This window comes from Streptomyces sp. MBT65, from assembly GCF_016612545.1.
Lineage (GTDB): Bacteria > Actinomycetota > Actinomycetes > Streptomycetales > Streptomycetaceae > Streptomyces.
Genome location: NZ_JAENRY010000084.1, coordinates 1 through 26,312 on the forward strand (window position 1 = coordinate 1; position 26,312 = coordinate 26,312).

35 protein-coding genes are annotated in these 26,312 nt (G+C 70.3%); all 35 read right to left on the minus strand.

The features are described 5' to 3' along the window. Positions 1 to 96 precede the first annotated feature (96 nt). The 35 genes from JHN63_RS53975 to JHN63_RS20420 all read right to left on the minus strand — a co-directional run bounded on the left by JHN63_RS53975 (position 97) and on the right by JHN63_RS20420 (position 26,298). Positions 97 to 225, minus strand: coding sequence for a hypothetical protein (locus JHN63_RS53975; RefSeq protein ID WP_267953785.1), 129 nt, complete (start codon positions 223 to 225; stop codon positions 97 to 99). Between the two features lie 16 nt (positions 226 to 241). Then, a complete protein-coding gene (locus tag JHN63_RS20255) occupies positions 242 to 1,342 on the minus strand; it encodes a radical SAM protein (RefSeq protein WP_200682516.1) in 1,101 nt (366 codons plus the stop codon). 113 nt (positions 1,343 to 1,455) lie between these two features. Continuing rightward, positions 1,456 to 1,920, minus strand: coding sequence for a hypothetical protein (locus tag JHN63_RS20260; protein ID WP_307781928.1), 465 nt, complete (start codon positions 1,918 to 1,920; stop codon positions 1,456 to 1,458). Continuing rightward, the gene (locus tag JHN63_RS20265) at positions 1,917 to 2,339 is read right to left on the minus strand and encodes an ATP-binding protein (RefSeq protein ID WP_307781929.1); all 423 of its coding nucleotides are present in this window, start codon (positions 2,337 to 2,339) and stop codon (positions 1,917 to 1,919) included. Before JHN63_RS20265 ends, JHN63_RS20260 begins: the two co-directional genes overlap by 4 nt. A gap of 8 nt (positions 2,340 to 2,347) precedes the next feature. Beyond that, entirely contained in the window at positions 2,348 to 2,662 is a 315-nt protein-coding gene (locus JHN63_RS20270; protein WP_200682518.1) for a hypothetical protein, read from the minus strand. Beyond that, positions 2,659 to 2,898, minus strand: a complete 240-nt coding sequence (locus tag JHN63_RS20275; RefSeq protein WP_200682519.1) for a hypothetical protein — start codon at positions 2,896 to 2,898, stop codon at positions 2,659 to 2,661. Before JHN63_RS20275 ends, JHN63_RS20270 begins: the two co-directional genes overlap by 4 nt. Positions 2,899 to 3,015: 117 nt before the next feature. Continuing rightward, positions 3,016 to 4,248 (minus strand): helix-turn-helix transcriptional regulator, encoded by a 1,233-nt coding sequence (locus JHN63_RS20280; protein WP_307781930.1) that lies wholly within the window; start codon positions 4,246 to 4,248, stop codon positions 3,016 to 3,018. A 139-nt stretch (positions 4,249 to 4,387) separates the two neighbouring features. Then, the gene (locus JHN63_RS20285; protein WP_200682560.1) at positions 4,388 to 4,642 is read right to left on the minus strand and encodes a hypothetical protein; all 255 of its coding nucleotides are present in this window, start codon (positions 4,640 to 4,642) and stop codon (positions 4,388 to 4,390) included. Between the two features lie 2 nt (positions 4,643 to 4,644). Further along, positions 4,645 to 4,881 (minus strand): hypothetical protein, encoded by a 237-nt coding sequence (locus JHN63_RS20290; RefSeq protein WP_200682521.1) that lies wholly within the window; start codon positions 4,879 to 4,881, stop codon positions 4,645 to 4,647. Positions 4,882 to 4,958: 77 nt separating this feature from the next. Beyond that, the gene (locus JHN63_RS20295; RefSeq protein ID WP_200682522.1) at positions 4,959 to 5,888 is read right to left on the minus strand and encodes a glycoside hydrolase family 25 protein; all 930 of its coding nucleotides are present in this window, start codon (positions 5,886 to 5,888) and stop codon (positions 4,959 to 4,961) included. Between the two features lie 66 nt (positions 5,889 to 5,954). After that, positions 5,955 to 7,496, minus strand: a complete 1,542-nt coding sequence (locus tag JHN63_RS20300) for a hypothetical protein (RefSeq protein ID WP_234477424.1) — start codon at positions 7,494 to 7,496, stop codon at positions 5,955 to 5,957. Then, positions 7,496 to 8,296: a hypothetical protein gene (locus JHN63_RS20305; protein ID WP_200682523.1), complete on the minus strand. Its 801-nt coding sequence runs from the start codon at positions 8,294 to 8,296 to the stop codon at positions 7,496 to 7,498. The genes JHN63_RS20300 and JHN63_RS20305 overlap by 1 nt, the downstream gene beginning before the upstream one ends. Positions 8,297 to 8,319: 23 nt before the next feature. Beyond that, positions 8,320 to 9,414 carry a hypothetical protein gene (locus JHN63_RS20310; RefSeq protein WP_200682562.1) on the minus strand — a complete coding sequence of 365 codons (1,095 nt, stop codon included), beginning with the start codon at positions 9,412 to 9,414 and terminating at the stop codon, positions 8,320 to 8,322. Beyond that, complete coding sequence (locus tag JHN63_RS20315) at positions 9,414 to 10,466, minus strand: hypothetical protein (RefSeq protein ID WP_200682524.1); 1,053 nt, start codon at positions 10,464 to 10,466, stop codon at positions 9,414 to 9,416. The genes JHN63_RS20310 and JHN63_RS20315 overlap by 1 nt, the downstream gene beginning before the upstream one ends. Positions 10,467 to 10,479: 13 nt before the next feature. Further along, positions 10,480 to 11,367 (minus strand): phage tail domain-containing protein, encoded by an 888-nt coding sequence (locus JHN63_RS20320; protein WP_200682525.1) that lies wholly within the window; start codon positions 11,365 to 11,367, stop codon positions 10,480 to 10,482. Then, on the minus strand, positions 11,364 to 13,763 hold the full coding sequence (locus JHN63_RS20325) for a phage tail tape measure protein (RefSeq protein WP_200682526.1): 2,400 nt from the start codon (positions 13,761 to 13,763) through the stop codon (positions 11,364 to 11,366). Before JHN63_RS20325 ends, JHN63_RS20320 begins: the two co-directional genes overlap by 4 nt. Before the next feature lie 257 nt (positions 13,764 to 14,020). Beyond that, positions 14,021 to 14,494 (minus strand): hypothetical protein, encoded by a 474-nt coding sequence (locus JHN63_RS20330; protein ID WP_200682527.1) that lies wholly within the window; start codon positions 14,492 to 14,494, stop codon positions 14,021 to 14,023. After that, positions 14,491 to 14,964 (minus strand): phage tail tube protein, encoded by a 474-nt coding sequence (locus JHN63_RS20335; protein WP_200682528.1) that lies wholly within the window; start codon positions 14,962 to 14,964, stop codon positions 14,491 to 14,493. Before JHN63_RS20335 ends, JHN63_RS20330 begins: the two co-directional genes overlap by 4 nt. 11 nt (positions 14,965 to 14,975) lie before the next feature. After that, complete coding sequence (locus JHN63_RS20340; protein ID WP_200682529.1) at positions 14,976 to 15,389, minus strand: minor capsid protein; 414 nt, start codon at positions 15,387 to 15,389, stop codon at positions 14,976 to 14,978. Beyond that, positions 15,382 to 15,735 (minus strand): hypothetical protein, encoded by a 354-nt coding sequence (locus JHN63_RS20345; protein ID WP_200682530.1) that lies wholly within the window; start codon positions 15,733 to 15,735, stop codon positions 15,382 to 15,384. Before JHN63_RS20345 ends, JHN63_RS20340 begins: the two co-directional genes overlap by 8 nt. Beyond that, on the minus strand, positions 15,732 to 16,049 hold the full coding sequence (locus JHN63_RS20350; protein ID WP_200682531.1) for a hypothetical protein: 318 nt from the start codon (positions 16,047 to 16,049) through the stop codon (positions 15,732 to 15,734). Before JHN63_RS20350 ends, JHN63_RS20345 begins: the two co-directional genes overlap by 4 nt. Further along, on the minus strand, positions 16,046 to 16,426 hold the full coding sequence (locus tag JHN63_RS20355; RefSeq protein ID WP_200682532.1) for a hypothetical protein: 381 nt from the start codon (positions 16,424 to 16,426) through the stop codon (positions 16,046 to 16,048). Before JHN63_RS20355 ends, JHN63_RS20350 begins: the two co-directional genes overlap by 4 nt. A 3-nt stretch (positions 16,427 to 16,429) precedes the next feature. Then, positions 16,430 to 16,663, minus strand: coding sequence for a hypothetical protein (locus tag JHN63_RS20360; RefSeq protein WP_200682533.1), 234 nt, complete (start codon positions 16,661 to 16,663; stop codon positions 16,430 to 16,432). A gap of 12 nt (positions 16,664 to 16,675) precedes the next feature. Continuing rightward, the gene (locus JHN63_RS20365; RefSeq protein ID WP_200682534.1) at positions 16,676 to 17,680 is read right to left on the minus strand and encodes a major capsid protein; all 1,005 of its coding nucleotides are present in this window, start codon (positions 17,678 to 17,680) and stop codon (positions 16,676 to 16,678) included. A gap of 21 nt (positions 17,681 to 17,701) precedes the next feature. Further along, positions 17,702 to 18,304: a hypothetical protein gene (locus JHN63_RS20370; protein ID WP_200682535.1), complete on the minus strand. Its 603-nt coding sequence runs from the start codon at positions 18,302 to 18,304 to the stop codon at positions 17,702 to 17,704. A gap of 103 nt (positions 18,305 to 18,407) precedes the next feature. Beyond that, a complete protein-coding gene (locus JHN63_RS20375; RefSeq protein WP_200682536.1) occupies positions 18,408 to 18,572 on the minus strand; it encodes an Rmf/CrpP fold protein in 165 nt (54 codons plus the stop codon). A gap of 9 nt (positions 18,573 to 18,581) precedes the next feature. Continuing rightward, positions 18,582 to 20,801 carry a phage minor capsid protein gene (locus JHN63_RS20380; RefSeq protein ID WP_234477425.1) on the minus strand — a complete coding sequence of 740 codons (2,220 nt, stop codon included), beginning with the start codon at positions 20,799 to 20,801 and terminating at the stop codon, positions 18,582 to 18,584. A gap of 18 nt (positions 20,802 to 20,819) precedes the next feature. Further along, the gene (locus JHN63_RS20385) at positions 20,820 to 22,238 is read right to left on the minus strand and encodes a phage portal protein (RefSeq protein WP_234477426.1); all 1,419 of its coding nucleotides are present in this window, start codon (positions 22,236 to 22,238) and stop codon (positions 20,820 to 20,822) included. Between the two features lie 49 nt (positions 22,239 to 22,287). After that, entirely contained in the window at positions 22,288 to 22,467 is a 180-nt protein-coding gene (locus tag JHN63_RS20390; protein WP_200682538.1) for a hypothetical protein, read from the minus strand. A gap of 13 nt (positions 22,468 to 22,480) precedes the next feature. Further along, positions 22,481 to 23,713: a PBSX family phage terminase large subunit gene (locus JHN63_RS20395; RefSeq protein WP_200682539.1), complete on the minus strand. Its 1,233-nt coding sequence runs from the start codon at positions 23,711 to 23,713 to the stop codon at positions 22,481 to 22,483. Next, entirely contained in the window at positions 23,703 to 24,230 is a 528-nt protein-coding gene (locus tag JHN63_RS20400; RefSeq protein ID WP_200682540.1) for a helix-turn-helix domain-containing protein, read from the minus strand. The genes JHN63_RS20395 and JHN63_RS20400 overlap by 11 nt, the downstream gene beginning before the upstream one ends. Positions 24,231 to 24,297: 67 nt before the next feature. Beyond that, the gene (locus JHN63_RS20405; protein WP_200682541.1) at positions 24,298 to 24,717 is read right to left on the minus strand and encodes a hypothetical protein; all 420 of its coding nucleotides are present in this window, start codon (positions 24,715 to 24,717) and stop codon (positions 24,298 to 24,300) included. 279 nt (positions 24,718 to 24,996) lie between these two features. Continuing rightward, positions 24,997 to 25,290, minus strand: a complete 294-nt coding sequence (locus JHN63_RS20410; protein WP_200682542.1) for a hypothetical protein — start codon at positions 25,288 to 25,290, stop codon at positions 24,997 to 24,999. Positions 25,291 to 25,373: 83 nt separating this feature from the next. Beyond that, entirely contained in the window at positions 25,374 to 25,901 is a 528-nt protein-coding gene (locus tag JHN63_RS20415; RefSeq protein ID WP_200682543.1) for a helix-turn-helix domain-containing protein, read from the minus strand. Between the two features lie 58 nt (positions 25,902 to 25,959). Beyond that, positions 25,960 to 26,298 carry a hypothetical protein gene (locus tag JHN63_RS20420; protein WP_200682544.1) on the minus strand — a complete coding sequence of 113 codons (339 nt, stop codon included), beginning with the start codon at positions 26,296 to 26,298 and terminating at the stop codon, positions 25,960 to 25,962. Between the last annotated feature and the right edge of the window lie 14 nt (positions 26,299 to 26,312).

A 26,312-nucleotide genomic window follows, 5' to 3' on the forward strand; every position in this document is an offset into this window, starting at 1 on the left:
GTCATGAGGGGCTGCGGGGACGACAACCCGTACAACTGACCCCCTCCGATCCCGAGGCCGCCCGCGCGGGGCGGGCGGCCTCGGGATCGGAGGGGGTCAGTTGTACGGGTTGTCGTCCCCGCAGCCCCTCATGACGTCGCCGCCGGCGACGGCGTCGAGGTCGACGACCTCGACCTCTTCCTCGGTGTCCGGTCGTACCGTGATCTCTACAGCGGTTGCGGTCATGTGCGTAATTCCTCTCTCAGGCGTGTTGGCAGTAGCGGTTCAGTGGTGCGTCGGCGCGGCGGTACATCTTCACGAGGGGCATGCACTTGGTGCACTTCTTCTGAAGCGCACAGCCGGTGCACGCGTCCTGACGCTGAAGCGCTCGGTCGGCGATGCCGCCGAGCCGCGCCAATCCCGCGACACCCTCTTTGAGCAGTGGTATCGGGTGGTCACGGGAGACTTTGCAGACGCTCGCCAGGCCGAAGGGATTCACGTTCAAGGACGTGTGGCCGGCATCGCATCCGGTGAAGGGGGTTTCGTTGCGGATGTGCTCGGGGGCCTGCTCGTCGAGGGGGTCGGCGCCGCCGTCGAAAGTGGGCGACATGTTGCCGTACTCGCGCACCCGTGGGGCGTAGCGGTGGGCGAGTGCCCGCATGGCGTCGGCCTCGTGGGCGTTCCGACGCGTGATGATCACGCTCAGCGACAGCGGTAGATTCGCCTCGCTGGCGGCGGAGAGGCCGCGCATGAAGTGGTCGAACGCGCCGCGGCGTCGTGTGAATCCGTCGAACGTCTCTGCTGTGGCGCCGTACACGCTGAGCGTTACCCGGTACGGGCGGCGCGTGGTGAGCAGTTCGAGCATCCTCGGGCGGTCGAGAGTGGATCCGTTCGTCAGGATCTCGACCATCATTCCGAGGTCGTACGCGAGCGCGTACGTCTCCGGGAAATGCCGGTCGACGGTGCACTCGCCCCCGCCGAGTTCGAGCCACACGATTCCGGCGTCGCGCAGGATGTGTAGCAGACGCTCGCGGGGTTCCCATGAGAGACCCTCGTGCACCTTGTCGCCGTAAACGCAGTGGCCACAGTTCCAGTTGCACCCGTTGTTGACCTCGTATGAGGCGCGGCCGTGGCCGTACGGGGATGGCTCGCGAATCAGCAGGGCCTCGCCGGGCCTGCGGTGGCTGATGTCGAGTCCCCACGTGCGCTGAACGCGGTTGGACAGCCATGAGGGCATCGTGCCGTTCGATGTCACGGCGCGCAGTTCGAGGTACCGGTGTGCCGGGATCTTCAACCCGGCTGTGTTTCCGGGGCGGAGTATCAAGTAGTCGTCCAGGAACGGGCTTGTGATCAGGTCGTACATGGCGCCTCCATCAGGTCAGTGGGGACATGGAGAGGTCTTGTCCGGTTACGCTCGGCCTCGGCGGGTCGGCCCGGGGTCTATCTCACTCCGGGGCGGCCCGTTCGATGCGCTGGTCAGACGTGGTACGTCGTGCCCCAGCGCATCGCGCCCCGCTCGTGGCATTCGCGTACGTGCTCGGTGACTGCTGCTTGGTCGGCGCCGGCGGCGAGGGGGTCGAACAGGACCAGGATTCGGACCGGCCCGCCGGCCTCGACCACGTCCAGCCACGACCGCGCAGCAGGTAGGCCGAGCCGTCGCTCGCCGTCGCCGTAGTCGAGCCACGGCACGCCTCGCCGGATGCGGATGCGGTGCCCGATGGGCGGCGGGGGGCCGTCGTACGGGCCGAGGTGCAGCGCTTCGGCGAACGCCTGCATGCCCTCGCGGATGCTGTCGGCGCTCTCGTTGTCGAGGCGGGGCAGCGCGTGGTACGCGAGCAGTTGGGCGACGGGAAACAGGTAGTCCTGGTGCACGCCGGTCGCCAGGTGGATACCGGCGACGAATCCGGGGCCGGGTGGCGCCTTGGCTTCGGGCACGGTCACGATGCCTTCACCTCCGCCCATACGATCTTTCCGAATGGGCGGTCGCGGACGCCCCAGGTTGCGAGGGCATCCACGATGAACATTCCGCGGCCCCGTTGACGCTCTACGGACTCCGGCCTGAAGCGGGGCGAAGAACGCCGGGTGTCGTGTACCTCGATCCTGACCAGGTCGGGGCCGTGTTCGAGGGCGACGAGCAGGGAGTCGCCCGGTTCTGTGCCGTACCGAATGGCGTTGGTGACGATCTCGGAGACGACGAGTAGCACGTCGTCGAGCAGGGTGTCGCCGATGGCTGACACGTGAAAGGCGATGTACTCGCGAGCGAAGTCGCGGGCGACCTTGGCGGACTCCTCGACCGCCTTAAGTTTGAGCCGCGGCGGCGGGGGGCCCATCAGGGCCCTTGGGTCGGGTGTGGGGGTCACGGTTCTGGTCACCTCTCGCCCTCCGAGGCCGCCGGGGATGGCGGGCCCGCGGGGAGGCTGGCGAGAGGCTGGGGGGTCTGGTGCCGCTCGCAGGGGTCGGGGGTCTTGTGGGCGCAGATGAGCAGCCGCGCCGAGGGCCGTACGTGCATGAACGTGTCGCCAGTCGCCAACGTGATGATGGGGGCGCCGGCGTGTAGCCGTTCGTCGAGGACATCGGAGACCTCGCGCCATTCGTGGTCGTCGTAGACGACGGCGCCGGTCGTGACGCGGTGCGCGCAGGTGAAGCCGAGGAATGCGTATCCGGTGAGGGCGGGGGCCGTCATGCGGGCCCCCCGATCGGGTCGAGCGCTGCGGGCTCGACACCGCCGTGAATGAGGCGGGACAGCTCGCCGACCAACTGCTCGGAGTCGGAACCGGTCAGTACGAGGTGCGCCTCGCCGACGTCCTGACCGTCTGTCGTGATCCGTAAGGGAATGAAGAAGCGGCCGGCGTTCGTGCGGCCTAACGGTTTGTCAGGTGCTCGCTCGATGCGCCAACCGATCTGACGGTTTGCGGTCATCGTGCCCCCTCGACTAGTCGATGTGGCAAGGGAGTTCACCACTTGTCAGACCGTAAGGGGCACACAAGAAGGCACCCCGGAAAAAGTTCCGGGGTGCCTTTCTTCCGGGGTTTCCGATCAGCCGGCGAGGACGCCAACGTGAGTGGCGTGGTCGCGCAACTCGGCACGGTAGGAGGGGCGTTCACGCTTCAACAGGTCGCGGATGGCCTCGCGCACGATGGGGAAGTACTTGACCTCTTCGGGTGAAGTCTTGCGAATGCGACCGATCATGTAGAGGGTCGCGTAATCGTCCTGCTTCAACCGGTTGGCGTTCATCACCTCGACCAGGTACCGCGTGCGCCGTTCGAGGGGGAGGACCGGGTTTTCGTCCTCGATGGCGTCCGCGAGGCGCAGAGCCTCGGTTGCGTCGCCTTCCTCGCCGGCGAGGTGCACCCCGTGCATGGCGACGTTGGTCGGGCCAAATGCCGTACGCCAATCGTTGCGGTCTACGGCGGCGCGCTGGGCGATGCGTTCAGCTTCGTGAAGCAGGTCCCACGCGGCTGCCGGACGGCTGTCGCGCATCGAGGCGACGGCCCCGACGAGGTGCAACGCGCCGTGCACAGACAGCAGTTCAGGGGAGGCGTCGTCACCCGGCGTGGTGATCTCCATGGCCGAACGCGCGAGGTCTGCGGACTCTGCGACGGCTCCCGTGGTGGTGAGCACGAGGGCCACGTTCCAGGCGGACGCGCCGAGTAGAACCGGGTCGCCGGTCTGGTCGGCGAGCTGTAGCGCGCGGTCGGCGGCCACGCGGGAAAGGGTGTGTTCGCCCACGCGGCGTAGAAAGACCTGCAACAGGTGATAGAGGCTGATCACCGCGCGGGCGACCTTGGCCTCGTCGTCGGTTCCGACGTTGCGGGCCGCGTACTGCGCTTCTGCGAGCAGGTTAGGCAACTGCGGTCCGACAACTGCGTACCGGTCGACGTCGTGCTCGTACGCGTGCCATGCCTCGTCAACGCGCTGTGCCAGTTCATCGGGCGTCAACGGGGTGCCGGGCAGATTGTCACCGAGCCGCGAAGAGATCGTGTTCAGCGCGCGGCGGATCTCTGGCACCGACTCGTGTTCGTGTGAGCCGTTCGTCACCAGTGCGATGCTCCGGCCCGTCAGTTCGGACAGTTCCCGGATGTCGAGGACGCGCGCGATTTCGAGCAGTACGGAGAGATTTTCAGCGGGGATGACTCCCCGCTCAACCTTGCTCACCCAGTCTTCCGAGCGGCCGATCAGGCCACCGAGCGCGGCCTGTGAAAGCCCTTTGCGCTTGCGGTACACCTTGATTCGGTCGCCGGTGGTGAGTTCACGCGTGAAGGCGTTCACCAGCACCCCTTATGAGTCGTGACGACGCGGGACTACACCCAGAGTACGCGGACCGCAACCGTGCCGCGCCGGGATCTTCGGCAGGAACGCCAGAAACGCCCCCGTACGGCCATACGCGGCCGTACGGGGGGCGTTTCTGCTAAGGGGTGGTGGCGAACTGCCATACGGAGAGGGCGAGGCCGAGAACGGCGACCAGGGCGGCGACGGATGGCAGGGGCCACCGTGCGCGTTCGAGGGCGTCGAGCCGCTGGTCGTGGTCGGTGAGCTGACGGTCGGTCTGGTCGCCGCGCTGTACGAGCAGGGCGAGGGAACCATCGACTCGGGCGAACCCCTCGGCCATGGTGCCGCGTAGCTTCTCCAACTCGACGGCGACCGACTCGGGCGGGGGCGGCATGGTCACGCGCTACCGCCCTGGTTGTCGTCGACCAGGCCGAGGCCGACACGGTCGAGCAGCTGCTCGACGGCGGGCAGGGCCATGACGCGCGCGAGGCCGCCCGCGACGGCGAGGGCGCCGACGACCCACGGAAGGGACTCGGGGATGCCGGACGCGTTCACGATGGCGGGGAGGGCGACGGCGAACATGACGACGCCCTGAATGACGGTACGGACGGTGCGCTTGGCGGCGGTGCTCATGGGGGAACTCCTCGTTTTGTGTGCGGATACAGGGGCGCCCGCCCCGGCGGCGCGGTGCCGGGGCGGGCGAGGGGTGCCTACTTGCCGTAGGCGAGGCGGAACAGGACGGCCCAACCCTTCGGGCCGATCTTCACGTCGTGCGTGGTGCCCTTGGCGCGGTAAGTCGGGTGCGCGTTGTGGAACTTGGCCACGGCGGCCTGAGTCGCCGACCCGTAGTTCGGGGACTCCTTGACGCTCTTGGCCATGTAGCCGGCGGCCTTGAGCGCGCGCTGAAGCGTGACGGCCGACGGCGCGGCCTTGCCCGGCGCAAGGCCGGTCGGGAACTTCGGCGGTGTGTACGGCTTCGGCTCGTCGTTGTTGTCGTCGGCGTCGTCGCTGTCGCCCTGGGCCCACTCGCGCAGTGCCGAGGGGGACAGGTACGCGATGTTCCGGTCGACCGGGGTCGATGTGAACTGCCAGAACGTCACGGAGCGGCCGGACGGCTTGGGCCGGGCGGCGGCCTCGGCGCGGGCGTACGTGGCGGCGCCCCACGGGTAGGCGGGGTACCAGAGCGGAACGCCCGACGGGACGTGACCGGCGGCGATGTCCGAGGCGGACGTGTAGATGCCGACGACCTGCTCGGGGAACGCCTTCTTCACCGCGGCGATCCACGCCGAGGCGTACGCCTTGATCTGCGCGGCGGTGCGCCCGCGGTAGTTGCGGCCGTCGCTGTACTTCTCCAGGTCGAGCCAGTGAATGAAGCCGGCGCGCGCGTACGGCTTGACGGCCGCGATGTAGTTCGCTGCCTCTGTCGCCGCGGACTGGTTCGGCCATGCGAAGTGATACGCGCCGGCGATCAGACCGGCGGACTGTATGCCCTTGATGTGGGTCGCGAACCGTCCGTCGCGGCCCTTCTCTCCTTCGGTCGCCTTGGCGAACGCGAACGCGAGGCCGTCGGCCTTGTGCGCGGTCCAGTTCTGGGCGGGCTGGTAGGCGGATACGTCGAGGCCGCGCGAGGTGCTGGTCATGATGGGTCTCTCCAGACATGAAAAAACGCCCGGCGCGGTGCGCGGGGCGTACGGGAGGTATGGGGGTCAGGCGACGCGTTCGAGCTTCAGATAGGAGCCGGCGAGCAGGACCGTTGCGGCGGTGTTGGACGCGTTCTGTGCCCACCGCAGAGTGAGGTTTCCGGCCGTGGTGCTCACGATCAATGCGCCTTGGAAGGTGGTCCCGGTGGTGACGCTGAACGTTAGGTCGGTGCCGAGATCCGGGGCGCCAACGCCGTCGTTGTCGGTCCATACCATCGTGGCGCCGGTCGGTGCCGACCAGTCGGCGCGGAAGCCTCCGCCCCCGTTGGTCCACACGACAACGGCCTCGACGATGTATGTCGCGCTGGCGACCACAGGCAAGATCAGGTGCGTGTCCGCGGCCACCGTGGCGGTACTGGTGCGGGAGGTGTCCGCGGCCTTGACGATGGCCTGCGTCTGTCCCACGCCCTGAACGATCAGGTTGCCGGTGAACGTCTTGTTGCCGGCAACGGTCTGGGCTCCGGTGAGCAGGACGGCCGTGCCGGTGGCGACGGCGCCCACGTCGGCCGCGGTGTGGGTGTGAGCGGTCGCCGCGGCGCCGACGTCGGCCGCGGCGAGGGTGACGGCACCGGTCTTGGTGTTGACGGACGTGACCGGCGCGGCGGCGATGGCGAACACGGTTCCGTCGGACTGGCGCACCTTCAACGCGCCGCCCTCGGCGTACAGGATCGCCCCGCTTGCCGGGTTGCTGGCGGGCACCGTGGCGGCGTTGGTGATACCCAGCACGCCCACGCCTCCGCCGACATCGGCGCTTGTGGCTCCGAACTGCACCGAGTTGGCGAGATAGGCGATTGCTGAGGCAACCAGGTTGCCGCTCGGCCCAACTCGGGTGCGCGTGGCGCCGGTTGAGTCCTGCCATTCGGCGACGTTGTTCGTGCCGTCGCCCTTGACGATCACGCGGCCGGTGAACGTGCCGCCCGTCGCGGGGACGGCCCCGATGTCGGCGGCGGCGAGAACGACCGCGGCGACGGACTTCCCGTTGACGGACTGCACCACACCCGGGGCGCCCGCTGCTCCCTGGGCGCCCTGTAGTCCCTGCGCGCCGGTCGCCCCGGCGGTGCCGGTCGCTCCGGTCGCACCTGTGGCGCCCCGTGCTCCGGCCGGGCCGACCAGCGAGGCGAGCCACTGTGTGACCGTGCCGGTGAACCCCTGCTCGACGGCGACCTCGTACGCGCTGTCGCCTCGTACGGCGACGTAGGTCGGGGTCGAGGGGTTGGTCGGCGCGATGTCGGCGAGGTCGGCCTCGGGCGCCTCGGCGGGCAGGACGACCTGATAGACGCGGTTCATCGAGACGCCCGCGAGTTGTTCCGCGACTGTGTATGACCAGCTGCTCGGGTTCATGCCGGGGGCGTCGGTGGCCGGCAGTTCGACGGCGAACGCGCCCGTGGCGTCGAGCGGGACTGTGACGGGCCCGCCGAGGATCACGTCGTACGCGCCGAACGTGATCAGGCTCGGGGCACGGAAGACGACTTGGCCGGACAGGGGGCGGCCGTCGGGGGACAGGAAACGCCCTGTCACGCGGACGGTGGGGATTCCCTCGGGCAGCATCACACCCCCTTGTCGGTCGCGGCGGCGATGGCGCCGGGGGCCGCGACGGTGGCGGCGGTGCGTACGGGGGTGTCGGGTGCCTCGTCGGTGGTGAAGGTGTTCCGGGTGTAGGCGCGGTACATGCGCGTTTCGACGTTCTGCCCGCTGGTCTTGGCGCGGTGGCTCACGTCCCACACGACCGTTTGCAGGAACTCGACTCCGTCGAGGGGGGCCTCGATGGTGCGCTGTGTCCACGTGTTCGCGGCGACGTCCCACTCGGCGAGCGTCTGCGCGGTGCCGCCGGACGGCGTCATGGTCACCTTGACCTGTCCGCCACCGGTCCCGGCGTACGTGAACACGACGATCACAGCGACCGCGTTGTGTGCCGGGCTGGCGCCCCACCACGCGGTGTCGTACGCGGTGCTGGTGTTGGACTGGCGCGCGGTCGGGTACAGGCCGATGGGCATCCACGGGCGGCCGAGGAACCGTTCGGAGAACGCGTCATCCATCACGAGCACATCGCGGTTGCCCTGGTCGCGGTTCCACATGCGGATCATCTGACCGGCGCCGGCGGCGTTCTCGTCGCCGACGGTGAGGGCGGCCGTGCCATCCGTGGGGCGTGCGATGCCGACCGCCCAGTCTCCTGCGGGGGTCTCGCCGGTCATGAAGATGCGGTTGCCGTTCGGGGCGAGGGCGATCAACCGGCCACCTTCGCCGATCACTACGTCACCGTTCAACACCTGGTTGAGCGCGGGCCGCATCTGCGCCCGCCCCCGCAGTTGCCGTACCTCGCGTTCGAGGGCGGCTATCCGGTCAAGCACGTCTTGCGGGACGTAGGGCACGGTTAGGGGACCTCCAAGTACAGGCGGGCAGTCTCGGGGCGGCCTCGCTCGGGCGGGGAGAGAGACAGACCGACGACGCGGTACCGGGCGTCGAGGGTGTCGGAGTGCCACATGTCGCGGATGCGGAGCCGCACCGTGGCGCCGAGCAGGGCCGGCGTGATGTTCCCGCCGAGCAAGACCTCGACCTCGGGTATCTGCACCGGGTCGCGGGCCGTGGTCCAGTCGGCGCGGGCGTGCGCGTCGAGGGTGGCCTGTTGTTCAACGGTCGTGTAGTCGCTGCTGCCGTCGAGGCGCGGCCACCCGGCGGCGATATCGGCGTCGTCGACCAGCACGGGCGAGGTAAGCGGGTAACTGTCCTGCGCCTGGTTGCTGTTGATACTGGCGCCGCGCGACTGCCACGCGTTCGCCTTGGCCGTAGCGTCGACCGGCCACGTGTAGGACAGCACCGCGCCGGGGTGGTCGAGCACGACCTCGGTCGCGCCCGCGCGGATGACCGGGTGTCCGAGTTGCAGCCGCTTGACCCGGCGGCCGTCGCTGTCGCGGAACGACGCGATGCGCCACTCGAACCCGTCCTCGACGGCGGCGAGGTCGTCGAGCAGGTCGCCGATGGTGGGCAGGTCGTAGCGCAGGTACGTGCGGTCGCGCAGCACGCCGGATACGGCGATGTCGTACGTGAGGCCGATGTTCCCACCGGGGGTGTTCTGCGCGTAGTCGACCAGGCCGCGGGCTATGTCGAGTTGGTCGACCTGCTCGGCGGTCTGCGTGTCGTACAGCAGCCGGCGGTACAGGTAGCTTTCCCATCCACCGGCCTGAATCTGCGCGCCGAGGAACCCGCGGGCGTCCGAGGCGAGGGCGAGCGTCCACAGGATGCCGCCCCACCAGATGTCGCGTCCGCGCTCGACCCACACGGCCGTTCGGCCGGGCACGATCGCCCGGCGGGCCCGCTCGGCAATGGCGCGGTTGGGGATCGGCACGGTGCCGGTCAGCCGGCCCGTTTTGCCTATGTAGTCGTCGAGGGCGACGCCCTGTACGGGCAGGGCGTCGAGCAGCTGGTCGGATCGTAGATCGCAGAACAGCAGCCGGTACGGCGGCGCGATCACTGCACGAACTCCACGGTGAGTTGGCCGTCGCGTACGAACACGTCGGTGCCGCCGGTGCTGCCGCTACTGATGTTCCAACCGGGGATGAGCGTCACCTGTCCGCCCGGGGTGAGGCCGGGGCGGTAGACACGGCGCGAGGCGATGACACGGCCGGACTGTGCGCTGATCCCGTTCGGTCCGCCGTGGGCTTCGGTGTAGGCGCCGGTCGCCCGCCACGTCATCCACGCGGTTGAGGCGGTCGTCGTGCGGTTGGAGACCTGTCCGCCGATCGTGACGAACACGGCCCCGGACGGGGGCACGGTGAACGTGAGGCGCGGCCACGCGGCGGCGGTGAAGTCGACGAACGCGCCGGTCTGGTTGAGCGGCGGGTCGGCGGCCTGCGCGGTCACCACCGGGCGCGTTGGGGTGGCGGGGTACTGCGCCCACGCGCCGGCCGCAGCGTTCCACCGTTCCAGGCCGGCGCCGTTGTCGCGGTACTGGCCGTCGTACGAACCGTTGAAGGCGAGGCCGTACCCGCGCGGGATGATGCCGCCGTAAGCGGAGGTGAAGCGGCGCCGGTCGCCGAGGGCGGACGACCAGGGGATACCGCCCGTGCCCGCCGAGGCGCCCGGGGGAACGGTCACGTCCCACAGGCGCAGACAGGCAGAGGGCATGCTCGGCGCGGTCGGGGTCGCCGACCCCGTGCCGCGGATGATCTCGACGGTGGCGAGGTTCTGGCCGGCCTGGTCGAACAACTGGTCGTACACGCGCACGGCGACGGAGTCGATACGGGCGAACTGCGCCTCGCCGTCGGTGAACGTGAGGGTTACGGGGGCGTCGACCGACACGGGGTAGGCGCCCTGTGCGTCGGTGCCCTGCACCAGAGCGCGGCCGGTGCCGATCTGTACGGACATCGCCCCCGCGCTGGTCGCGGCGAACGGGTTCCCGCCGGCGATCACGCCGTCGCGGGTGCGCATCTCCGACTCGGGCGCGTAGGTGCCCACAGGGGTGAGGCGGGTGTCTTCTCGGGTCTGCCCGTTGGGCAGCAGCCATGCCGAACGCACGGACACAGGCGGGGACTCCTTACCAGTAGGCCGAGCGGTAGCGCACGGTCGCCGACGCCGTCGGGTCGTTGCTGCCGGGCGCGGCGCGGAAGATCAGGGATGAGATGCCGGGCGCGAGCGTGAACGTCTGCTCGGGCACTGAGCGGCTGGTCGCGGTGTAGATCCGCGAGGCGGTGCCGTTGAGGACGACCGTCCCGGCGAGGGTGTCGACGGCGAGCACGTCGCCGGCGGCGAGGGGAATGTCGTACTCGATCGCGTCGCCCGTATTGAGGTTGGTCAACGACGGACGGGTCACCGGGCCCCGGAACTCAACGACCGGATGCGTCTCGGCTCCACCGAGGTTCGTCGCCGACAGGGCGCCGGTACTGCCCGGGTTGCCGAACGGGAGCGGCCACGACAACGGCCACGACAGACCGGCCTCGGACATGGGCAGGGTCGCCGACACGGTGCGCTCGGCGAGTTCGTACCGGCGCGGGTCGGTCGCCTGAAACTCGATCGCCCCGCCCGTGATCGTGCCGAGGCGGTACCCGAGGCCGGCGGGGACCGCCCGGCGGGTGGCGCGCGCGTACGCGAGCAGGGGCCCGCGCTCGTCGAGCCACACGACGAGCGGCCGTTCGTCCTCGACCGGCACCGTGCCCGCGCCGAGGGCAGCGACAACCGCGCCGATCGTGGCGCGAGGGGCCCGCACGAGCAGACCGTCGAGGGTGACCGTCCGGGCCTGCGCGAGCAGCCGGCCAGGGAACGCGCCGTGCGCGTCCGACCGCGCCACGGTCCCGGAGTCGAGGGCGGGAAGGTCTTCCCAACCACCGATCGAACGCCACCCGTAGGGGGTGCCGGGGCCGAGCAGCAGGTCGCCGTACTGCACGTGCCCGGGGCGGGTCACCTGGTCACCAGCGGCCACGGTCACCCCCTCGCCTTGGCCAGCCACGCGAGCGCGCGGGCGTTGTCATCGGGGGTGCCGTTCTCGGCGGCGTGCCAGTGCTCGACGTGCACCGCCGGACCCGTCGAGGCCGCGGCGAACGGGGAGCCGTACGCGCCCCCACCCGCGCCGGCGAAAGCGGGAACGGCGGGCGGGGTGACCAGCGTTGACATCACGCGGTCGAGGGCGCCCTGTCCGGATCGGATACCGGCGACGACACCGGCCGGAATCCACCGGCCGACCTCGCGCGCCATGACCTTGGAAGGGCTCCCGATTCCGAGTGCCTTTGCGATCGGCCCCGGAATCATGTTCTTCGCGAAAGAGATCAACTGCGACCGCAGCCAACTACCCATGGACTGAACGCCCTTGAGCAGGCCACGAACCAGATCGATTCCCTTGTCGTAGAGCAGATCCTTAAGACTGCCGAGGGCAGACGATATGCGCCCCGGAAGTCCCCTCACCCAATTGACAAGTTCAGTCGCCTTGGTGACCGTGCCATCTTTGATGCTCTGCCAATGCTTGATGACCAGGCCCGCAAGGGTCCAGTTCAAAAAGAAGCTGATGAGCTTCTGGGGCAGGCCCTTGACGAATGCCACAACGGCATTCCAGACGTTCAGGGTTCCTGTCTTTATCGCATCCCAATGCGAAATGACAATGCCGACGATCGTCCATTTAAGGAACAGGTCTAGAAGGAACTGACCAATTTCCTTGATCTTGTTCCAAATCCAGTCCCACGCCTGCGTGGTGTATTTGACGATCGAATCCCAGTTGGCGACGATCAGCGCGACCAGGCCGACAACGGCGGCGATCACCAGGGCGACCGGGCCCATGCTGATCAACCACGCCGCGGCCATGCGCGCGGCCTGGATCATGGACTGTGCGCCCATGAGGACCCACGCGCCGACCACACGGGCCGCGGTGGCTACCGCGCCGGCGCCCTGGGCGATCCAGCCGGCGAGGATCGTCGCGTTCGCGGCGAGGAACGACGCGGTGGCGCCCGCTCCGGCCGCACTCTGTGCGATCCAGCCGGCTACGACGGCCGTCGAGGTGGACCACGCCTGTACGGCGAGGGCGACCAGCGTCGGCAGGAAAAACGTGGTGATCAGAACGGCGGCGGTCCTGAACTCCGTTGAGTGGTCGGAGACGAATCCGGCCGCGGCTGCAACGCCCTTGCCGAACTTGAGGGCGTAGTCGGCGCCGGTCGTGAGCGCGGGTACGACGTAGTCGCCCATGACGTTCACGAGCGTCTGCATGGCGCCGCGCTTGAATTCCTCGAACTTGGTCGCGGCGTTGTCGCGCATCGCGTCGCCCGCGGCGTCGGTGGCGCCCTTGACCTTGCCGAGGGCACCGACGGCGGCGCTCGGGTCGATGTTCATCAGGGCCCGCGACAGGTCTTCGGACTGCGTGCCGAGCAGCTGCTGAGAAAGGCGGAAACGCTCGGTGGGGTCCTTTACCGCCCGTAGCCGGTCGGTGATGGTGTCCAGTGCCGCCCTTGCCTGCGGCCCGCCCTTGGCGAATGCCGCGGCCATCTGGTCGGCATTCAGGCCGAGTGCCTTAAGCCCCTCGGCGCCGCTGCCGTCCTTGACCCTGATGTTCAGTTCTTTGAGCGCGTCGGCGACGATATCGGCGTCGCGCGCGCCGCCCTGCAATCCCTGTTGCAGGATGCCCATGGACGTCTGGGCGTCGAGGCCGAGGTCGCGGAACTGCGTCGGGTATTCCGCGTAGGTGTCGAGCAGATCCTCGGCGACGTTCACGCCGTTCTGCGTGCCCTTGACCAATACGTCGAGGGCTTCCTCGGCGGAATCGGCAATGCCCGTCTTGAGCATGGACCCGACGGCGCGCGTGACCTTGCCGACGTCCTCGCCCATGACGGCGGCCGTGTCGGCGACCTGCTTTCCCAGGGTCTCGACCTGGGTCTGTGTGGCTTCTGGGGGCAGCAGGCCGTTTCGGGCAATGCCCTTGATGGCCTCGACGCCTTCCTCGACCGAGTCGACGATCGCGCCGGCGTACAGGTCGCCCGCGGCCTTGCCGTACTTCTTGGCTACGGGTCCGGTCGTGCCGAGTTGGGCCTGTAGCTGGCCGGGGATCTTGCCCTGTTCGAGGGCCTGCCCGACTCCCGTCATGAGGGCGGCGCCGATACCGGCGCCGAGGGCGGCCCATCCGAACGCCTTCAACGCCCCGGCGCCCTCGCCGGCGGCGCGGTCGCTGCCGTCGGCCATGCCCTCGCCGAGCGCGTCGCCCGCCTGCTGCCCGGCGCTGTCGGCGTCGGTGACCAGCCGTAGGCCGGTCGCGTGCATCCGGTCCTCGGTGCGCTGCATGCCCGCGGCGGCCGGACGGTCGTCGACATCGATCGTGGCGAGCAGTTCGCCGACGGTCAGTGCCACGCCGGATCACCTCCCGTCGGGGGTCATCCGGCGTGCTCGCCGGTCGAGTGGCTACTCGGCGGGGATACCGGTGATAGCCGCGATCTCGGCGGGGTTGGTCACCTTGCGGGGCGTGCGCGACCAGGCGCGGGCGAACCGTGACTCGCCGGACAGCCCGGCGACCAGGGCCAGAAACCGGCGGGTGGACAGGGCGGCGAGGTCACGGGCGGCGAGGCCGTACTCGCGGGCGAGGTCGCCCTCGACGGCGGTCCAGTTGATCAGGACCGAACGCCAGAACTGCGCCCCTTCTTCGTCGTCTTCTTCGGGCCCGCCCTGCGCGCCGCCCTGTTCGGCGCGGCGGCTTTTCCCGCTTCCTGCTGCTCGTACAGCTGGGCGGCGCGCTGCATGGTGCAGCTGCCGGGGCGGCGGATGTTGGCGGCCGAGTAGATGAGCACCACGCCGAGTTGCCGGTCGGTCATACCGTGTTCGGCCCACGTGTCGAGGACGTCGAGGCCGTACAGGGTGGCGAGCATCTTCCGCACGTCGTCGGCGTTGCTGGACGTCTGTACGCGCTCCATCTGCAACGTGAACATGAGCGGCAGGGACTCGGGGAGCTGGTAGCCGGTGCCGTACAGGGTGAGGGACTGCCGGGGGCGGGTGGCGGACTCCTCGGCGAAAAACGCGTCGAAGTCTGCTGGGCCCGCGCCGTCGGCGAGCTGCTGCTCGTCGAGGTCGAGGTCGTGCTCGGTCACGGGCTCACCACCGGTTCCTTGGTCGCGGTGCCGCACTTGGTCATGGTGGCCGACCAACTCGTCTTGTCGTTGTTGCCTCCGCCCTGCTCGCCGGGCGTCACGGTGGAGTCCCACACGACCCACTGCGTCTGTGTCTCGTGGCGCCACCTGATCCGGTTGCGGGACTCGAACCCGAGGCGGTTCGTCCACTCGTGATCGATGTACGCCTGTCCGGCGTCCTGGGCCTTGGTCGTCTTGTCGATGCGGTACTGACCCTCGACGGCGAGCGAGGCGCCGCGCTGCATGACGTCCTGTTCGTACTGGCCGTCGGACTCGAACACGGTCGTGTCGACGGTTTCCTCGTTCTCCCCGGGGGAGTGCGTGAAGGTGTTGACGCCGGCGATCGGAAGCCACGTGTCCGTGGGCGCGGTCGCGTCCTCGACCTCGAACAGCCATCCGCGGGCGTCAATGGGCCGGCTGCTGCCTGCCATGCGGGTACTCCTTACGTGGGTGCGGGGCCGGACACGTCGAGGTCGAAGTTCACGACGTGCTCGTGTCGGCCGGTGTTGTCGGCGCCCATCGGGGCGGGGGTGCCGCGGGCGGCGGCGAGGGTGAGCCACGTTCCGTCGGGCAGCTGCACGCCGGCGAGGCCGTGCAGCGCGCGGTACAGGGCTTCGGCGCGGTTGCGGGAGACGCGCGGGTCGGGCCCGCCGCGTACGCGTACCTGTAGCCGGCGCTGCTCGGCGTCGTCGCGGGACTCGGGGGCCGCTCCGTCGTACAGCGCGAGGGACACGGCGGCGTCGGGCGCCGGGGGCATGGTCTCGACGAACAGATCGCCGGTCGTGCCGGTCGGGTCGTAGTCGACCAGGCCGAGGGCGTCGAGGTGGCGGGCGAGGCCGTCGAGCAGGTCAGCCACGGAGCGACCTCCGCACCTGGGCGGCGATGATCGCGGCGACCGTGTCGGCCTCTTCTGTGAGCGGCCGTTCGAGGTACTTCGCCGACCGGCCGCTGTCGTGCCGGTAGTTCAGGTTTTCGTGTTGCCTGACGGCGTACGGGGTGTCGAAGCTGACTGCGGCGGTGAGGGCTTCCTCGTCGACCGAGGCGACGCCCGAGCGTTCGAGGGTGGCCTCTTCGATCGGCACGCGGGCGCGGGCGCGTTCGAGGACGTGTTCGGCGGCGAGGCGCAGACCCCGGACGGCTCCCGCGCGGGTGCCGCGCAGGGCGGCGGCACCGTTCCATGTGAGGCGGGCTCGTGCGGTCACTCGGCGCTCACCTCCGTACAGGCGGGTACCGGCAGACTCGGCGCGGTGTGGTGGGCGATGCTGATCGCCTTGGTGGTGCGGCCGTCGGGAAGGGTGATCCGCGACTCGGCCGGACAGTCGAGGTCAGGGGCGGCGATGATCTGTGCGGTGGATGTGACCTCGCGTCCCTCGCGGTCGCGCACGGTCTTGATGGTCTCGGCGACCAGCGCGCGGACGTCCGCGACCGGCGGGCCGTACGTCGGGCCGTACGCGCTGTCGCCGAGGTACGGCTCGATGGTGATCCGGTGGACGAGCAGCCACTCGGGGACGTTCACCAGATCACCCCCGGCAGCAGTCCGGCGCGCGTGAGGGCGCGGTGCGCGCGGGGCGCGAGGTCGACGTCACCGGCGGCGGCGGGGGCGTCCTTGCGTCCGGACAGGGACACGGGGCCGATAGAGACGCTGTCCCATCGGCCGGCCGCGCCCGTGCCGTCGTCGCCGGTCGCGGCCCAATACTCGATCTGGGCGCGCACGGCCTCGGCGAGCGCGGTCACGACCTTCGGATCGGTCGGCATGCCCGCGCTGTCGGTGCGGTAGAGGGCCGTCAAGAGGGCATCGTCGATGTCCTCGGACGCCCGCGCGAGCAGCCGGTCGGCGTCCGCCGGGGGCTGGCCGGTCCACACCTGTTCGGGGGTGGCGTAGACACGGCCCACGGATCACCCCTTGGAACGGGGACGGCCCGCAGGCTTGGTCGCCTGCGGGCCGTCGGGGCTGGTCGTGCCGGAATCGCCCGGCGGGTCGCCGTCGGCCTGCTCGTCGTCGAGCGGGGTCACGGTGTAGCCGTGGCGCCGGAAGTAGGCGACGGCGCCCTCGCTGTCGGTGGTGGCCTCGCCGTTGACGAACCACACTCCGGCTACCTGTCCGTTGAACTCCGCTACGGGAGTACTCACCTGGTACATGGGTCACCTGACCTTGATGTTGCGGAACACGGACGCTGCCTTGGTGGCCTTGAGGACGACACCGACCGGCCCCATCTCCACTTCGCCCTTCTTGACGGCGCCGGCGCTGGAGAAGTCGGGAAGCCACGTGTTCACCAGCTGCCCGCCCACGGTGGCCACACCGTGGAAACCGTCGAGGCCGATCCGCACCGCGTAGAGGTCGGTAAGGCCGGTCGCGGCGGTGCCGCCCACGGTGCGGTTCTCAATCGGGATGATCGGCGCGGAACTTCCGGCCCTCTCGCCGGGGTCCACGAACGTGATCCCGCCGTAGCTCTCCCGGACGATCGGACGGCCGTTGGCGCCGATCAGGCCGTCGACCGGGTCACGCGTGTACTGACCGGCGCGGCGCGCGAGGGCCCGCACGCGCGCAAGGGCCGTGCTGTTGCCGATCACCAGGGACGGGGCGCCGTCGAGCAGAGACAGCCACTCGTCGAGGATGTCGAGGGCCTTCTGTTCGGCGCGCGGGTCGGTGTCGAAGTCGGTCCAGTTCGTCACGGCGCCGAGGCGGAACTCGGTCGAGCTGCCTGACAGTGCCTTGTCGAGGCCGTCGAACGAATCCTCGTCGGCCGCGGTGTCACCGTTGATCACAGCGTCCTGGAACGTGGTCCGGGCGGCCTTGATCTTCTGCGTCATGTTCAGCGTGACCGCGTTCGAGGCGGCCGGGCCGATACGGGAGATCACCCGGTCGACCTCGAACGATCCGCCGAGTACGGCGAGATCGACGCTGTACCGCTGCGTCTTGACCTCACTCGGGGCGTACTCGGTGTTGAGCCTGCGGAACGCTGCCGTGGGCTGGGTGACGAGCCGGCGGTATGTGTAGGTGAGGGTGTCGCCGTCGCCGGCCGGGTTGACGACGTCGTTGAAGATGAGCGAGTCGAGAAGAACGGATTCCTTGCGGAACTCGTCGATGACCTGCACGTCGACATCGTCCGTCGCGTTCTGCTTGGCCTCGTCGAGGGTTACGGGCATGGGGGTTACTCCTGTCTGCGGTTAGCTGTTGAAACGGGCGGCGATGGCGTCGGCGAGGGTGGCCGGGCGCTTGTCGCCGGCCGGGGGCCCGTTGAACTCGGCGCCGCCGCGGGCCGGTCCCTGTGCCGGGGTGCCGAGGCGGGGGTTCGCTGTGACGGCGGCGGTGATGGCGGCGGTCAGTGCGGCGGTGTCGGCCGGGTCGATCGCCTCGACCGCGGCGCGGAACGACATGGAGTCGAGCAGGGCGAGCGGGTCGGCGCCCGCGGCGGGCGCCGTCTGAAGTACGGCGGTCTGTACGGCGGCGGCGCGGGCCGCGGTCTGGCTGTCCGTGATGGCCCGCTGGGCCCACTGCGGCAGACGGCTGACGTCGCCCTCGACCGCCGGCGCGACCTGGGCGGCCGGTGCTGGCTGCGGCTGCTCGGCGGGGGCCGGCGCGGGCGCGGCCGGTGGGGCGGGTGCCGGCTGCGGGACCGGGGCGGGCTGCTGCTGCGGAACAGGGGCGGGCGTCGGTGGCGTGGTCGCGACCGGCGCGGGTGCGCCGGTCGGCTGTCCGCTCGGCTGGTTGCCGGTGTCGCTCTGCGGCTGGCCGCTCGGCGCGGTCGAGGACGGGGCCGGGGTAGTCATGGGATGCACTCCTGATGCGATCGGGCCCGCTCCTCGCGGGCGTCGGGGCATGCGAAAGGGGGCCCGCTCCTGGCGGACCCCCCGGGGTGGTGCTGTCAGTGGGTTACTCGGCGGCGGCCGTGGCGGGACGCTCGCGGGCGTATCCCTTGATCCATGCCGTACGCAACAGGGAGTCACCCCGGTACGGGCACGTCCTCGCGTCGTCGCCGCGGCGTCCGGCCTCGGCTCCCTGCTGGATGGCCTCGACGATGTCCTCGCGCGTTCCCATACGGGCCCCCTACCGCTTGTTCTGCTGCTCGCCCTCGTTCATGCGCGCGCCGGACGCCCAACGCTGTTCGCGGCCGGTTGCCTTCTCGATGAACTCGGCCTGCGTCAACCTGCCATGCTCGGCCCACCACTCTTTCAGTTCATCGCTCGCCCGCGCGTACGCGATTCGAGCCGGACCGGTGAACAGTTCAGCCGGATTGATCCCGGCGGCCTGGGCCTTCTTGTTGAGGAGATAGCCGTTCGTCGCGTCCTCGGCGGCGAGCAACTGCCGGTAGACGTACTCCTCGTACATGGCGCGGGCCTCGGCGCGGGTGACCTTGCGGGCGGTCTCCTCGGTCACGCCCTTGGCGGCGTCGGCGGCAACGGCCGCGGCCAAATCGTCGCCGAACGCGTCGTCGTCGGCGAGGTTGCCCCACGTCTGCGGGTCCGGGGCCGGGTCCATCGTTTCGGCGAGGGCGTCGCGGTCGGCGAGCAGGTCGTCAACGGCGTTGCCGGTCGCGGCGGGCGGCGGCAGTTCGACGGCGTCGCGGCGGTCCATCTCGGCGGCGATCCGCAGTAGTTCGCGGTTGGTGGCGTACTGCATGCACCACGCGAGGGCGTCGTCGCCCACGTCCGCTAGGTCGGCGGCGAGCTGTCCACTGGGGAAGTATGTCGCGAGCAGGTCGCGGCGGCGGGCCTCGGCATCGAGGGCGGCGCGCTCGTCGGGTCCGGCCATGCGGGCGCGGGCGGCGAGGTCGTGGTCGGACAGGCCGACCAGGTCGCGCCGCACGCCCGGTAGCCGGGCGGCGATGTCGCGGCGGTCCATCTCCGCCATGACGCGCAGTGCGTCGCCGTCGTCGAGGTGGGGGAACGCGCGGGCGAGGTCGTTGTCGCCGAACGCGAGCAGGTCGTCGGCGAGGTGCCCGCCGGGCTTCACGCGGTCGAGCAGGTCATCGAGGTCGCGCCGGTCGGCCTCGGCCGCGATCCGCGCGCGGGCGCGGTCGTCGAGCAGGCGGGAACCCTCGGCCGCGGCGAGCTGGTCGTCGCTCATCTCCCGTAGAGACCGGTCGTCGCCCGACCAGACGCGCGCGGCGTCGAGTTGCTGCGGCGTCGGCTCGGTGCGCGGGGCGGGGAGGTTCGAGGCGCCCGGCTGCTCGCGGTGCCGCAGCCGGCGCAAGTCGGGGTGTGCGGCGAGGTGGTCGCGCATGGACCCCTGCCACTGCCGCGTTTTCGCGCGGGCGGCGCGCTGCGCCTCGGGGGTGACGGCGGCGGCCTCGCGGTTCTTCCATCGCCTGATGTTCCGCTCGATCTTCCGCTGTCGCTGCCCTGCCTCGTAGCCGGCGGGGTCGCTGGTCGCGTTCTCCACGGGCGTGATGCCGGGCGTGTACGCCGAGACGCTGTGCCGGCAATTCGGGTGCTGGAGACCGGCGCGGCGCGCTTCGTCGAGGGAACCGGCGACGCTCACACGGACCGTGCGACCGTCCTCGACAGCGTGCTCGGCCTCGACCGTGCGCTCGCCGTCCGGCCCGCCCACGGTCAACACCCTGCGCTCCCACGGACGGCAGAGCGGGCACTCGCGCGGGGAGTCGGACACGATCACCAGGTCGACGCCTGCCTCGGCGAGCGTGCGCATGTGCGCCTCGGTCGCGGCGCGGCCGACGGACGTCCGTACGGCCATCTCGGCGTAAGAGGTGAGCTGCCAACGGCGGCCGGCGCGGTCGGTGAACGACGCGATGCCGCGGTCGGCGAACCGGCGCATGGCGTCCTGCGTGGCCTGTCGGCGGGTGCCGGTGCCGAGCAGGGGCGTTGCGGTGACCTCGGCCACGACTGCGCGGTACTGGTCGTCGACCGCCCGAAGAATCGAGCGGTGCGTCGAGGTGAGCCGGTCGACGGTTTCCTGTGCGAGCCGGTCGACGGCCTGCGCGTTCGGGGTGACGTCGTCGACCAGGCGGCGGCCGTCGTCGGACAGGGCGCCGATCTCGGCGACCGCGGCGCGGTGTCCCTCGTTGTACGCCGAGGCGACGGCGTCGAACACGTCGAGGGACATCGCTTTGCCGAGTTCGTCGACAACGGCCTGTGAGGCGCGGCGCACGGCCTGTACGGCGGCGAGCTTGCGCTCGACCCAACCGGGGGCGTCGAGGCCGTCGGCGAGCTGCCGGGCGATGATGCCCAACAGCCGTTCCTCGGCGGCGGCGTACAGGTCGCGGGTGGTGTCGGCGAGGTCTTCGACCATGCCCGGGTGAATGGGCATTGGCTCACCCCCCGGCGGTTACGCGGCGAGGGGGAAGTCGCCGACGGGGTCGGGCGCGGCGGCGCCGGTCTCGGCGAGGATCGCCCGCACTTCGGCCTGTACGGCGGTGTCGTCCCACGTCGGGTTAAGGATCTTGACTTTCGTTGCCGTGCTGACGGCCCCGGCGCGGTTGAGTAGGTCGAGCGTGGTCGCTGTCTGCTCGGCGGATTCCGCGACGCCGTCGCCGAACTCCACGCGCGGGCGTGCGGGCGTGATCCTGCTGCCGAACAGCTTCGCGTCGAGCAGCAGCAGGACATGACACATGTCGGCGACCGGATGGCGCCAATAGCCGGCCTTCTTGCGGCGGGTGACCATGCTTCGGGCGTCGCGGCTGTCGACCTCGGTCGCGGTCACCGGCTGTCCCTCGCCGTCGAGGCCGAACGACTGGGGCGAGTAGCCGGCGGCCTGGGCGGCCTGCCGCATGATCGCCTCGGCTGTCCGGGCGTGCTCCTCGACCCGGATATCGAACTGATTCAGCGTGATTCCGGCGCCCTCGTTCGGCGGCATTCTCAGGCTGTGCCAGACCTCGCGGTCGTCGTCGAACGACGCCCCGCGTCCGGCCCCCTCGTTGCGCATGTACCCGTCCGGGACGATCAGGCGGGCGCGGGCGAGGCGGATGTCGCGGAGCCAACTCGTCCACGTCTCGTCGAGGGCGTCGAACAGGTCGTAGATCGGCGCGCTGTAGTCGGAGCGTCCGACGGGAGTCCCCCTGTGCAGCCGGTTGGGCAGCATGTTGGGGACGTATGCGGCGGTGAGCTGCTGAATGCCGGTCGTGATCGTGTCGCCGTCGGCGTCGAGGCTGTCGACCAGGTCGGCCGTGTCGGGGTGCTCGGTGAGCGGAACCCGGCGGCCGACGTTGTCGGCGGTCCCCTCGTACAGGGCGTGCACGATACGGCCGGGCTCGTGGCGTTCGAAGTGCCGCCATACGGTCGAGGTGGTCGAGCCGTCCAGTTCGCGCCAGAAGGTGACGGCGCGCAGTAGGCCGAACCGCCACTCGGGTACGGCGCCGTCGGGCTGCATGACGGTGAGCAGGGGGCGCGGTACTAGGTCGCGGTCCCACGTCACGCGCAGGAACACCCCGGACAGGGCGGCGGCCTGCTCGGCGGCGCCGAGGAACGCCTGTTGGGCGAGTCCTTCGTCGAGCAGCTGGTCGAGGCGTTCCTGTGTCGCGGTGTCCTCGACGGCGATCGTCGGCATGTCGGAGAACAGCAGGTCGGCCGAGGTCGCCGCGATGTCGCCGGCGAGGGGGACGTGTAGCCGGTGGTCGCGCCGGTCGAGGCGGTGCTCGAACGACCGGCGGCCCCACAGGCGGCGCCGCTCGGTGTGCCGGGGGTGGTTGGTGTAGATGCTGGCGAGGCGTTTCCGGTCTCCGCTGTACCACGCGTCGTCGATACGCATCGCGTCGTAATACGGGGCCCACGACGGGGGCGGCCACGCTGCGCCAGGGTCAGGGAGTGCCATCGTCGCCCCCTTCCTGCTCGGCGGTCTCGCATGCCTCGGCGGCGCGGCGGAACAGGGCGGCGAGGGCGGGGCGTACCTGCTCGCCGGGGGCGAGGGTCAGGTCGCCTACCTCGACGGTGTGCTCGCCGACGGTGAGGGTTACGGGCAGGGTGAGCGCTGCGGCCATGGCGGCGGCCTCCTTATGCGGCGAGGGTGAGCAGGTGCCGCCATTCGTGGGCGGTGGAGTGCACGGCGTAGCGCAGTGCGTCGCACGAGTGGTCGGCGACCTTGAGGGGCTTGTCCTCGCCCTTGTCGGCGGCGGCCGTGTCCCATACGTAGCCGGGCAGTTCGTCGAGCAGTCCCTCGCACGAACGGTGTATCCGCAGCAGACCGGCGCCGAGCAGGTTCGCCACGGACCGGATGCCGTCCACCACTTCGTTCGAGGCGCGGGCAACGCCCTCGTAAGAGTCGGCCCACAGTTGCGTGATGAACGACGCCGCGCTCGGGTCGACGAACGTCCACTCGGGGGCGACGCCCTGCTCGGCCACCCACGTGCGCAGTGCGGCGGAGTACTGGGCGTCGGTCATCTGCCGGTGCGCGGTGCGCGAGTCGTGGCGCCACTCGGCGCACGCGTACAGCCGGCCGTCGACTCCCTCGCCGAGCAGGATCGCCGAGGTGGCGTTCACGGTGCCGTAATCGACACCGATCCAGTACCGGCGCATCGCGGGCAGGGTGTCGACGACGTGCTCGGACTCGTCGAACATGTCGTAGATCGCGCCCTCGGCCTGCACCCACAGACCGAGGACGTTGCGCTTGTAGAACAGGCCGTTGTGCGTCGACTTGATCCGGGCTTTGTACTCGGCGTCAAGTCCGGGGTTGTCGTCCAACTGGAAGTGCCACGACCTGAGTTGGGCCTCTTCCGGCCGGAGCAGGTAGTCACGGCGTAGCCAGTGGTTCGGGTTGTCCGGGTTCGTGGTCGCGAAGATCTTCGACCCCGGCACGCTGCAACGCGCGGTGAGCTGGTCAAAAAAGGACTTGGGGAGCGTGGTCGCCTCGTCCACGTACGCGCCCGCGCACGTCAGTCCCCTGACCTTCGGCTCGGCCTGGGCGTCGTTGGCGCCGAGGGCGTGCACGGTGCGGCCGAGGACGGTCGCTGTCGCGGCGCCGGCGGTGTACTGGACGTCTTGGGCGACCTCGCCGAACACGTCCGGGTTCATGAGCGGGCCGAACACGTTCCGGGCGAGGCTGTCGCGGGTCCGGCCGACCATGACCAGTTCGCCGCCGGTCGGTGGGTCGGCGACGTACCCCAACCATCGGAGCAGGCTCGCAATGGTCTTCCCGGACCGAACGGAGCCTTCCCACAGGTTCAGGAACGCGGCGGCCTCGACGATCGAATCGACCTGCTTCGGCGACAGACCGAGGTCACTGTTCATCGTCGCCGTCCGGTGAACTGCTGTGCCGCTCGGCGTAGTTGCGGGCGAGTCCTTCCATAAGTCGCCCGATCACGGAGCGGGAGCGCTCGCCGGCCTCGTCGCGCGGCGGGGCGAGCTTGAGGGAGCGGTCGAGGGCGGCGCCGGCGGTGGCCATCATGGTGCGCCGGTCGGCGGGGGTCGGCTCGTCCTGCCACTTCTGGGCGTAGGTGTGATCCTTCCCGCCCCACTCGAAGTAGAGGTGTGGCTCGGTCATCCGGCCGATTTCGCGCTCGGCGACGTCTTGCAGGGTGACCGCGAGGTCGGCGCGGCGCGCGGCGAGGTCGGCGCGGCGTACGCGGGTGGCGGTCTCGACCTCGGCGGCGCGGTCGAACGTGAGCGGCGGGTCGCACGCTGCGGCGATCTTCGACACGGTCGAGGGCGACCGTTCGATCGCTCGGGCGATCTCGTTCCGGCTCTTGCCCTGGGCGTGCAGCTGGCGTACCTGCTCGCGGTCGTCGTCGTCGATGGGGCGTCCCACGGGCGGTCACCTCCCGCGGGCATGCGAACGGCCCGGCACTGGGCGTGCCGGGCCGTCGAGGGGTGGGTCAGGCGGTCTTGCAGAATGTCGTCAACACGCTGTTGATCTGCTGCGCCTCGGCCTCGCTCACCTCGTGCGAGCTGGTGCCGAATCGCTGTTGCGCGGACCAATCGACCTTGGCTGACTTGCCGTTGATGGCGGAACACTGGTTGCGGCTGTTGTCGACGGCCTTGTCTTCGTCCGCGACCAGGTCGGGACTGACCTTGCGCAGGGCGGCGAGCAGGGCGGCGCGCGCCTGTCCGGTCGGCTCCGCCGGAATACCGGCGTTGTGCAGAGCGGCGGCGGCATCGCTCGCGCTCACGGATTCGGTCGCAGCCGGCGGCGTCGACTCCTTCGCCGCGGCGTCGTCATCGCTGCTGCTGCACGCGGTGAGCGCTGCGAGGGCGGCGACGGCGGCGAGGGTTAAGGCGGTGGCGCGGTGCTTCACGGGTGGTCCCCCAGGGTTGGTAAGCGATACGTAAGAGGGACGTGTGACAGGCGGGGAATGGTTGCGGGGCGCATGCGAACGCCCCGCCGCTGGGGGGAGCGGCGGGGCGTTCGAGGTAGGGCGTCCGTTTCCGGGCACGCCGAAGACGGGTCCAACAATAGGTCACGGAACGATAACGGCGCAAGTGGCTTGTGTGGCGCCCTCGCCCGCGCGCATGGCGGCCCGCGTCCGGACGCGCGGCGCGCGCCCCGCCGTGTCGTACAGCGGGGCGCGCGGCTGTCATACGTCCTGGTCAGGCTGTCGGACGGGCCGGTACGGCTTGATGTTCGTCGTCACGATCTCGGGCGCGACGCCCGCCGGGTAGTGTCCGCGCGTCCATGCTCCGTCGTACACGTTGGCGAGGAGTAGTAACGCCTGCCGGACGGCGGCGGACGCGTCGCAACCGGTCTGCATGATCACGCGCAGATCGTCGTACATGCCTTCGTCGAGGATGCGCACGGACAGGGACCGGCCTACGGGCGGCGGGAGGTTGGGAACCTTTGCCGGCTGCTGGGTAGGGTTGGCGGTAGCCATCGATTGGGGTCGCTCCTTCTCGGTGGTCAGGGCTCGCCCATACGGTTTGTGAGGAACCGGGCGGGCCCGCTGCATGTGCGGGCCTACTGCTCGTCGGCGGTGGGCGGGCTGACTCCGTCGGGGCCGGCGGCGCGCTGCTCGCGCAGAATCGCGTACACCCGGGACTCGGTGAGGCCGACCTCTTCGGCGATCTGCGGAACTTCCTTACCGCGGTTGGTCTCGGCCATGACGACCAACGGCGTCGCCGCCTTGGCGGCCTCCCCCGCGAGGCGCAGCGCGCGCACGTCGTCGAGGGTGAGTTCGTCGGCGAGCTGGGCGAGGTAGGCGGGCCGCTGCTCGCGCTGGGCGTAGTGCTCGGCGATCTCGTAGACGTATTCGAGGGGGTCGGCGTCGGTCGGGTTCGGGTCACCCGCGAGGGCGCGCTCGGCGACGATCTGCCGTTCGTGCTCCGTGATCAGGTCGAACAGCTGGTCACGGAACTTCTCGGCTGCTGGCTGGTCGCTCGCCGTCCGGTTGCGCCGTACGCGTCGGCTGATCTCGACCGACGAAAGCGGCCGGGCTTCTGGCTCGCCCTCGTCGGGGCCGGGCTGCTGGTGGTCGCTGGTGCTCATGTGGTGGTGCTCCTGTCGGTGGTCGGGGCCCGCCCTCGGGCGAGGGCGGGCGGGGCGGTCATGCGGCGAACAGGGCGACCTGTTCGGGCTTGTGGGGCACGCCGTCGAGGGCGAGCTGTTCGGGGCGGCTCGGTCGCCATGGCGCGGGGATCACCATCATGCCGACGGGCTCGGCGGCCTCGACCTCGGTCCGCCACTGAGCGGCGACGGCCTCGGCCTCGGCGCGGTCGCGGGCCTGGGCACGGACGCACCGCTTGCACAGGTGCCACCCGCGCACGGCGGCGAAGATCCAGTTACGCCCGCCCGCGAGGCGCCCGCAGTACAGCTCTCGGGTTCCGGGGCGGCGGTAGTGACCGGTCGTCTTGCGGGCGGCGCCGCGCACTGCGTAGGTCTCCACAGGGTTTCTCCTCG

Excerpts from the sequence above, each read along its gene's own strand:
- JHN63_RS20270 (WP_200682518.1), bottom strand. The coding sequence starts at position 2,662 with ATGACGGCCCCCGCCCTCACCGGATACGCATTCCTCGGCTTCACCTGC.
- JHN63_RS20290 (WP_200682521.1), bottom strand. The coding sequence starts at position 4,881 with ATGAGCACCGCCGCCAAGCGCACCGTCCGTACCGTCATTCAGGGCGTC.
- JHN63_RS20375 (WP_200682536.1), bottom strand. The coding sequence starts at position 18,572 with ATGGGAACGCGCGAGGACATCGTCGAGGCCATCCAGCAGGGAGCCGAG.
- JHN63_RS20275 (WP_200682519.1), bottom strand. The coding sequence starts at position 2,898 with ATGACCGCAAACCGTCAGATCGGTTGGCGCATCGAGCGAGCACCTGAC.
- JHN63_RS20415 (WP_200682543.1), bottom strand. The coding sequence starts at position 25,901 with ATGAGCACCAGCGACCACCAGCAGCCCGGCCCCGACGAGGGCGAGCCA.
- JHN63_RS20285 (WP_200682560.1), bottom strand. The coding sequence starts at position 4,642 with ATGCCGCCCCCGCCCGAGTCGGTCGCCGTCGAGTTGGAGAAGCTACGC.
- JHN63_RS20300 (WP_234477424.1), bottom strand. The coding sequence starts at position 7,496 with ATGCTGCCCGAGGGAATCCCCACCGTCCGCGTGACAGGGCGTTTCCTG.
- JHN63_RS20255 (WP_200682516.1), bottom strand. The coding sequence starts at position 1,342 with ATGTACGACCTGATCACAAGCCCGTTCCTGGACGACTACTTGATACTC.
- JHN63_RS20370 (WP_200682535.1), bottom strand. The coding sequence starts at position 18,304 with ATGACTACCCCGGCCCCGTCCTCGACCGCGCCGAGCGGCCAGCCGCAG.
- JHN63_RS20365 (WP_200682534.1), bottom strand. The coding sequence starts at position 17,680 with ATGCCCGTAACCCTCGACGAGGCCAAGCAGAACGCGACGGACGATGTC.
- JHN63_RS20295 (WP_200682522.1), bottom strand. The coding sequence starts at position 5,888 with ATGACCAGCACCTCGCGCGGCCTCGACGTATCCGCCTACCAGCCCGCC.
- JHN63_RS53975 (WP_267953785.1), bottom strand. The coding sequence starts at position 225 with ATGACCGCAACCGCTGTAGAGATCACGGTACGACCGGACACCGAGGAA.
- JHN63_RS20390 (WP_200682538.1), bottom strand. The coding sequence starts at position 22,467 with ATGGCCGCAGCGCTCACCCTGCCCGTAACCCTCACCGTCGGCGAGCAC.
- JHN63_RS20385 (WP_234477426.1), bottom strand. The coding sequence starts at position 22,238 with ATGCGTATCGACGACGCGTGGTACAGCGGAGACCGGAAACGCCTCGCC.
- JHN63_RS20395 (WP_200682539.1), bottom strand. The coding sequence starts at position 23,713 with ATGAACAGTGACCTCGGTCTGTCGCCGAAGCAGGTCGATTCGATCGTC.
- JHN63_RS20410 (WP_200682542.1), bottom strand. The coding sequence starts at position 25,290 with ATGGCTACCGCCAACCCTACCCAGCAGCCGGCAAAGGTTCCCAACCTC.
- JHN63_RS20380 (WP_234477425.1), bottom strand. The coding sequence starts at position 20,801 with ATGCCCATTCACCCGGGCATGGTCGAAGACCTCGCCGACACCACCCGC.
- JHN63_RS20335 (WP_200682528.1), bottom strand. The coding sequence starts at position 14,964 with ATGGCAGGCAGCAGCCGGCCCATTGACGCCCGCGGATGGCTGTTCGAG.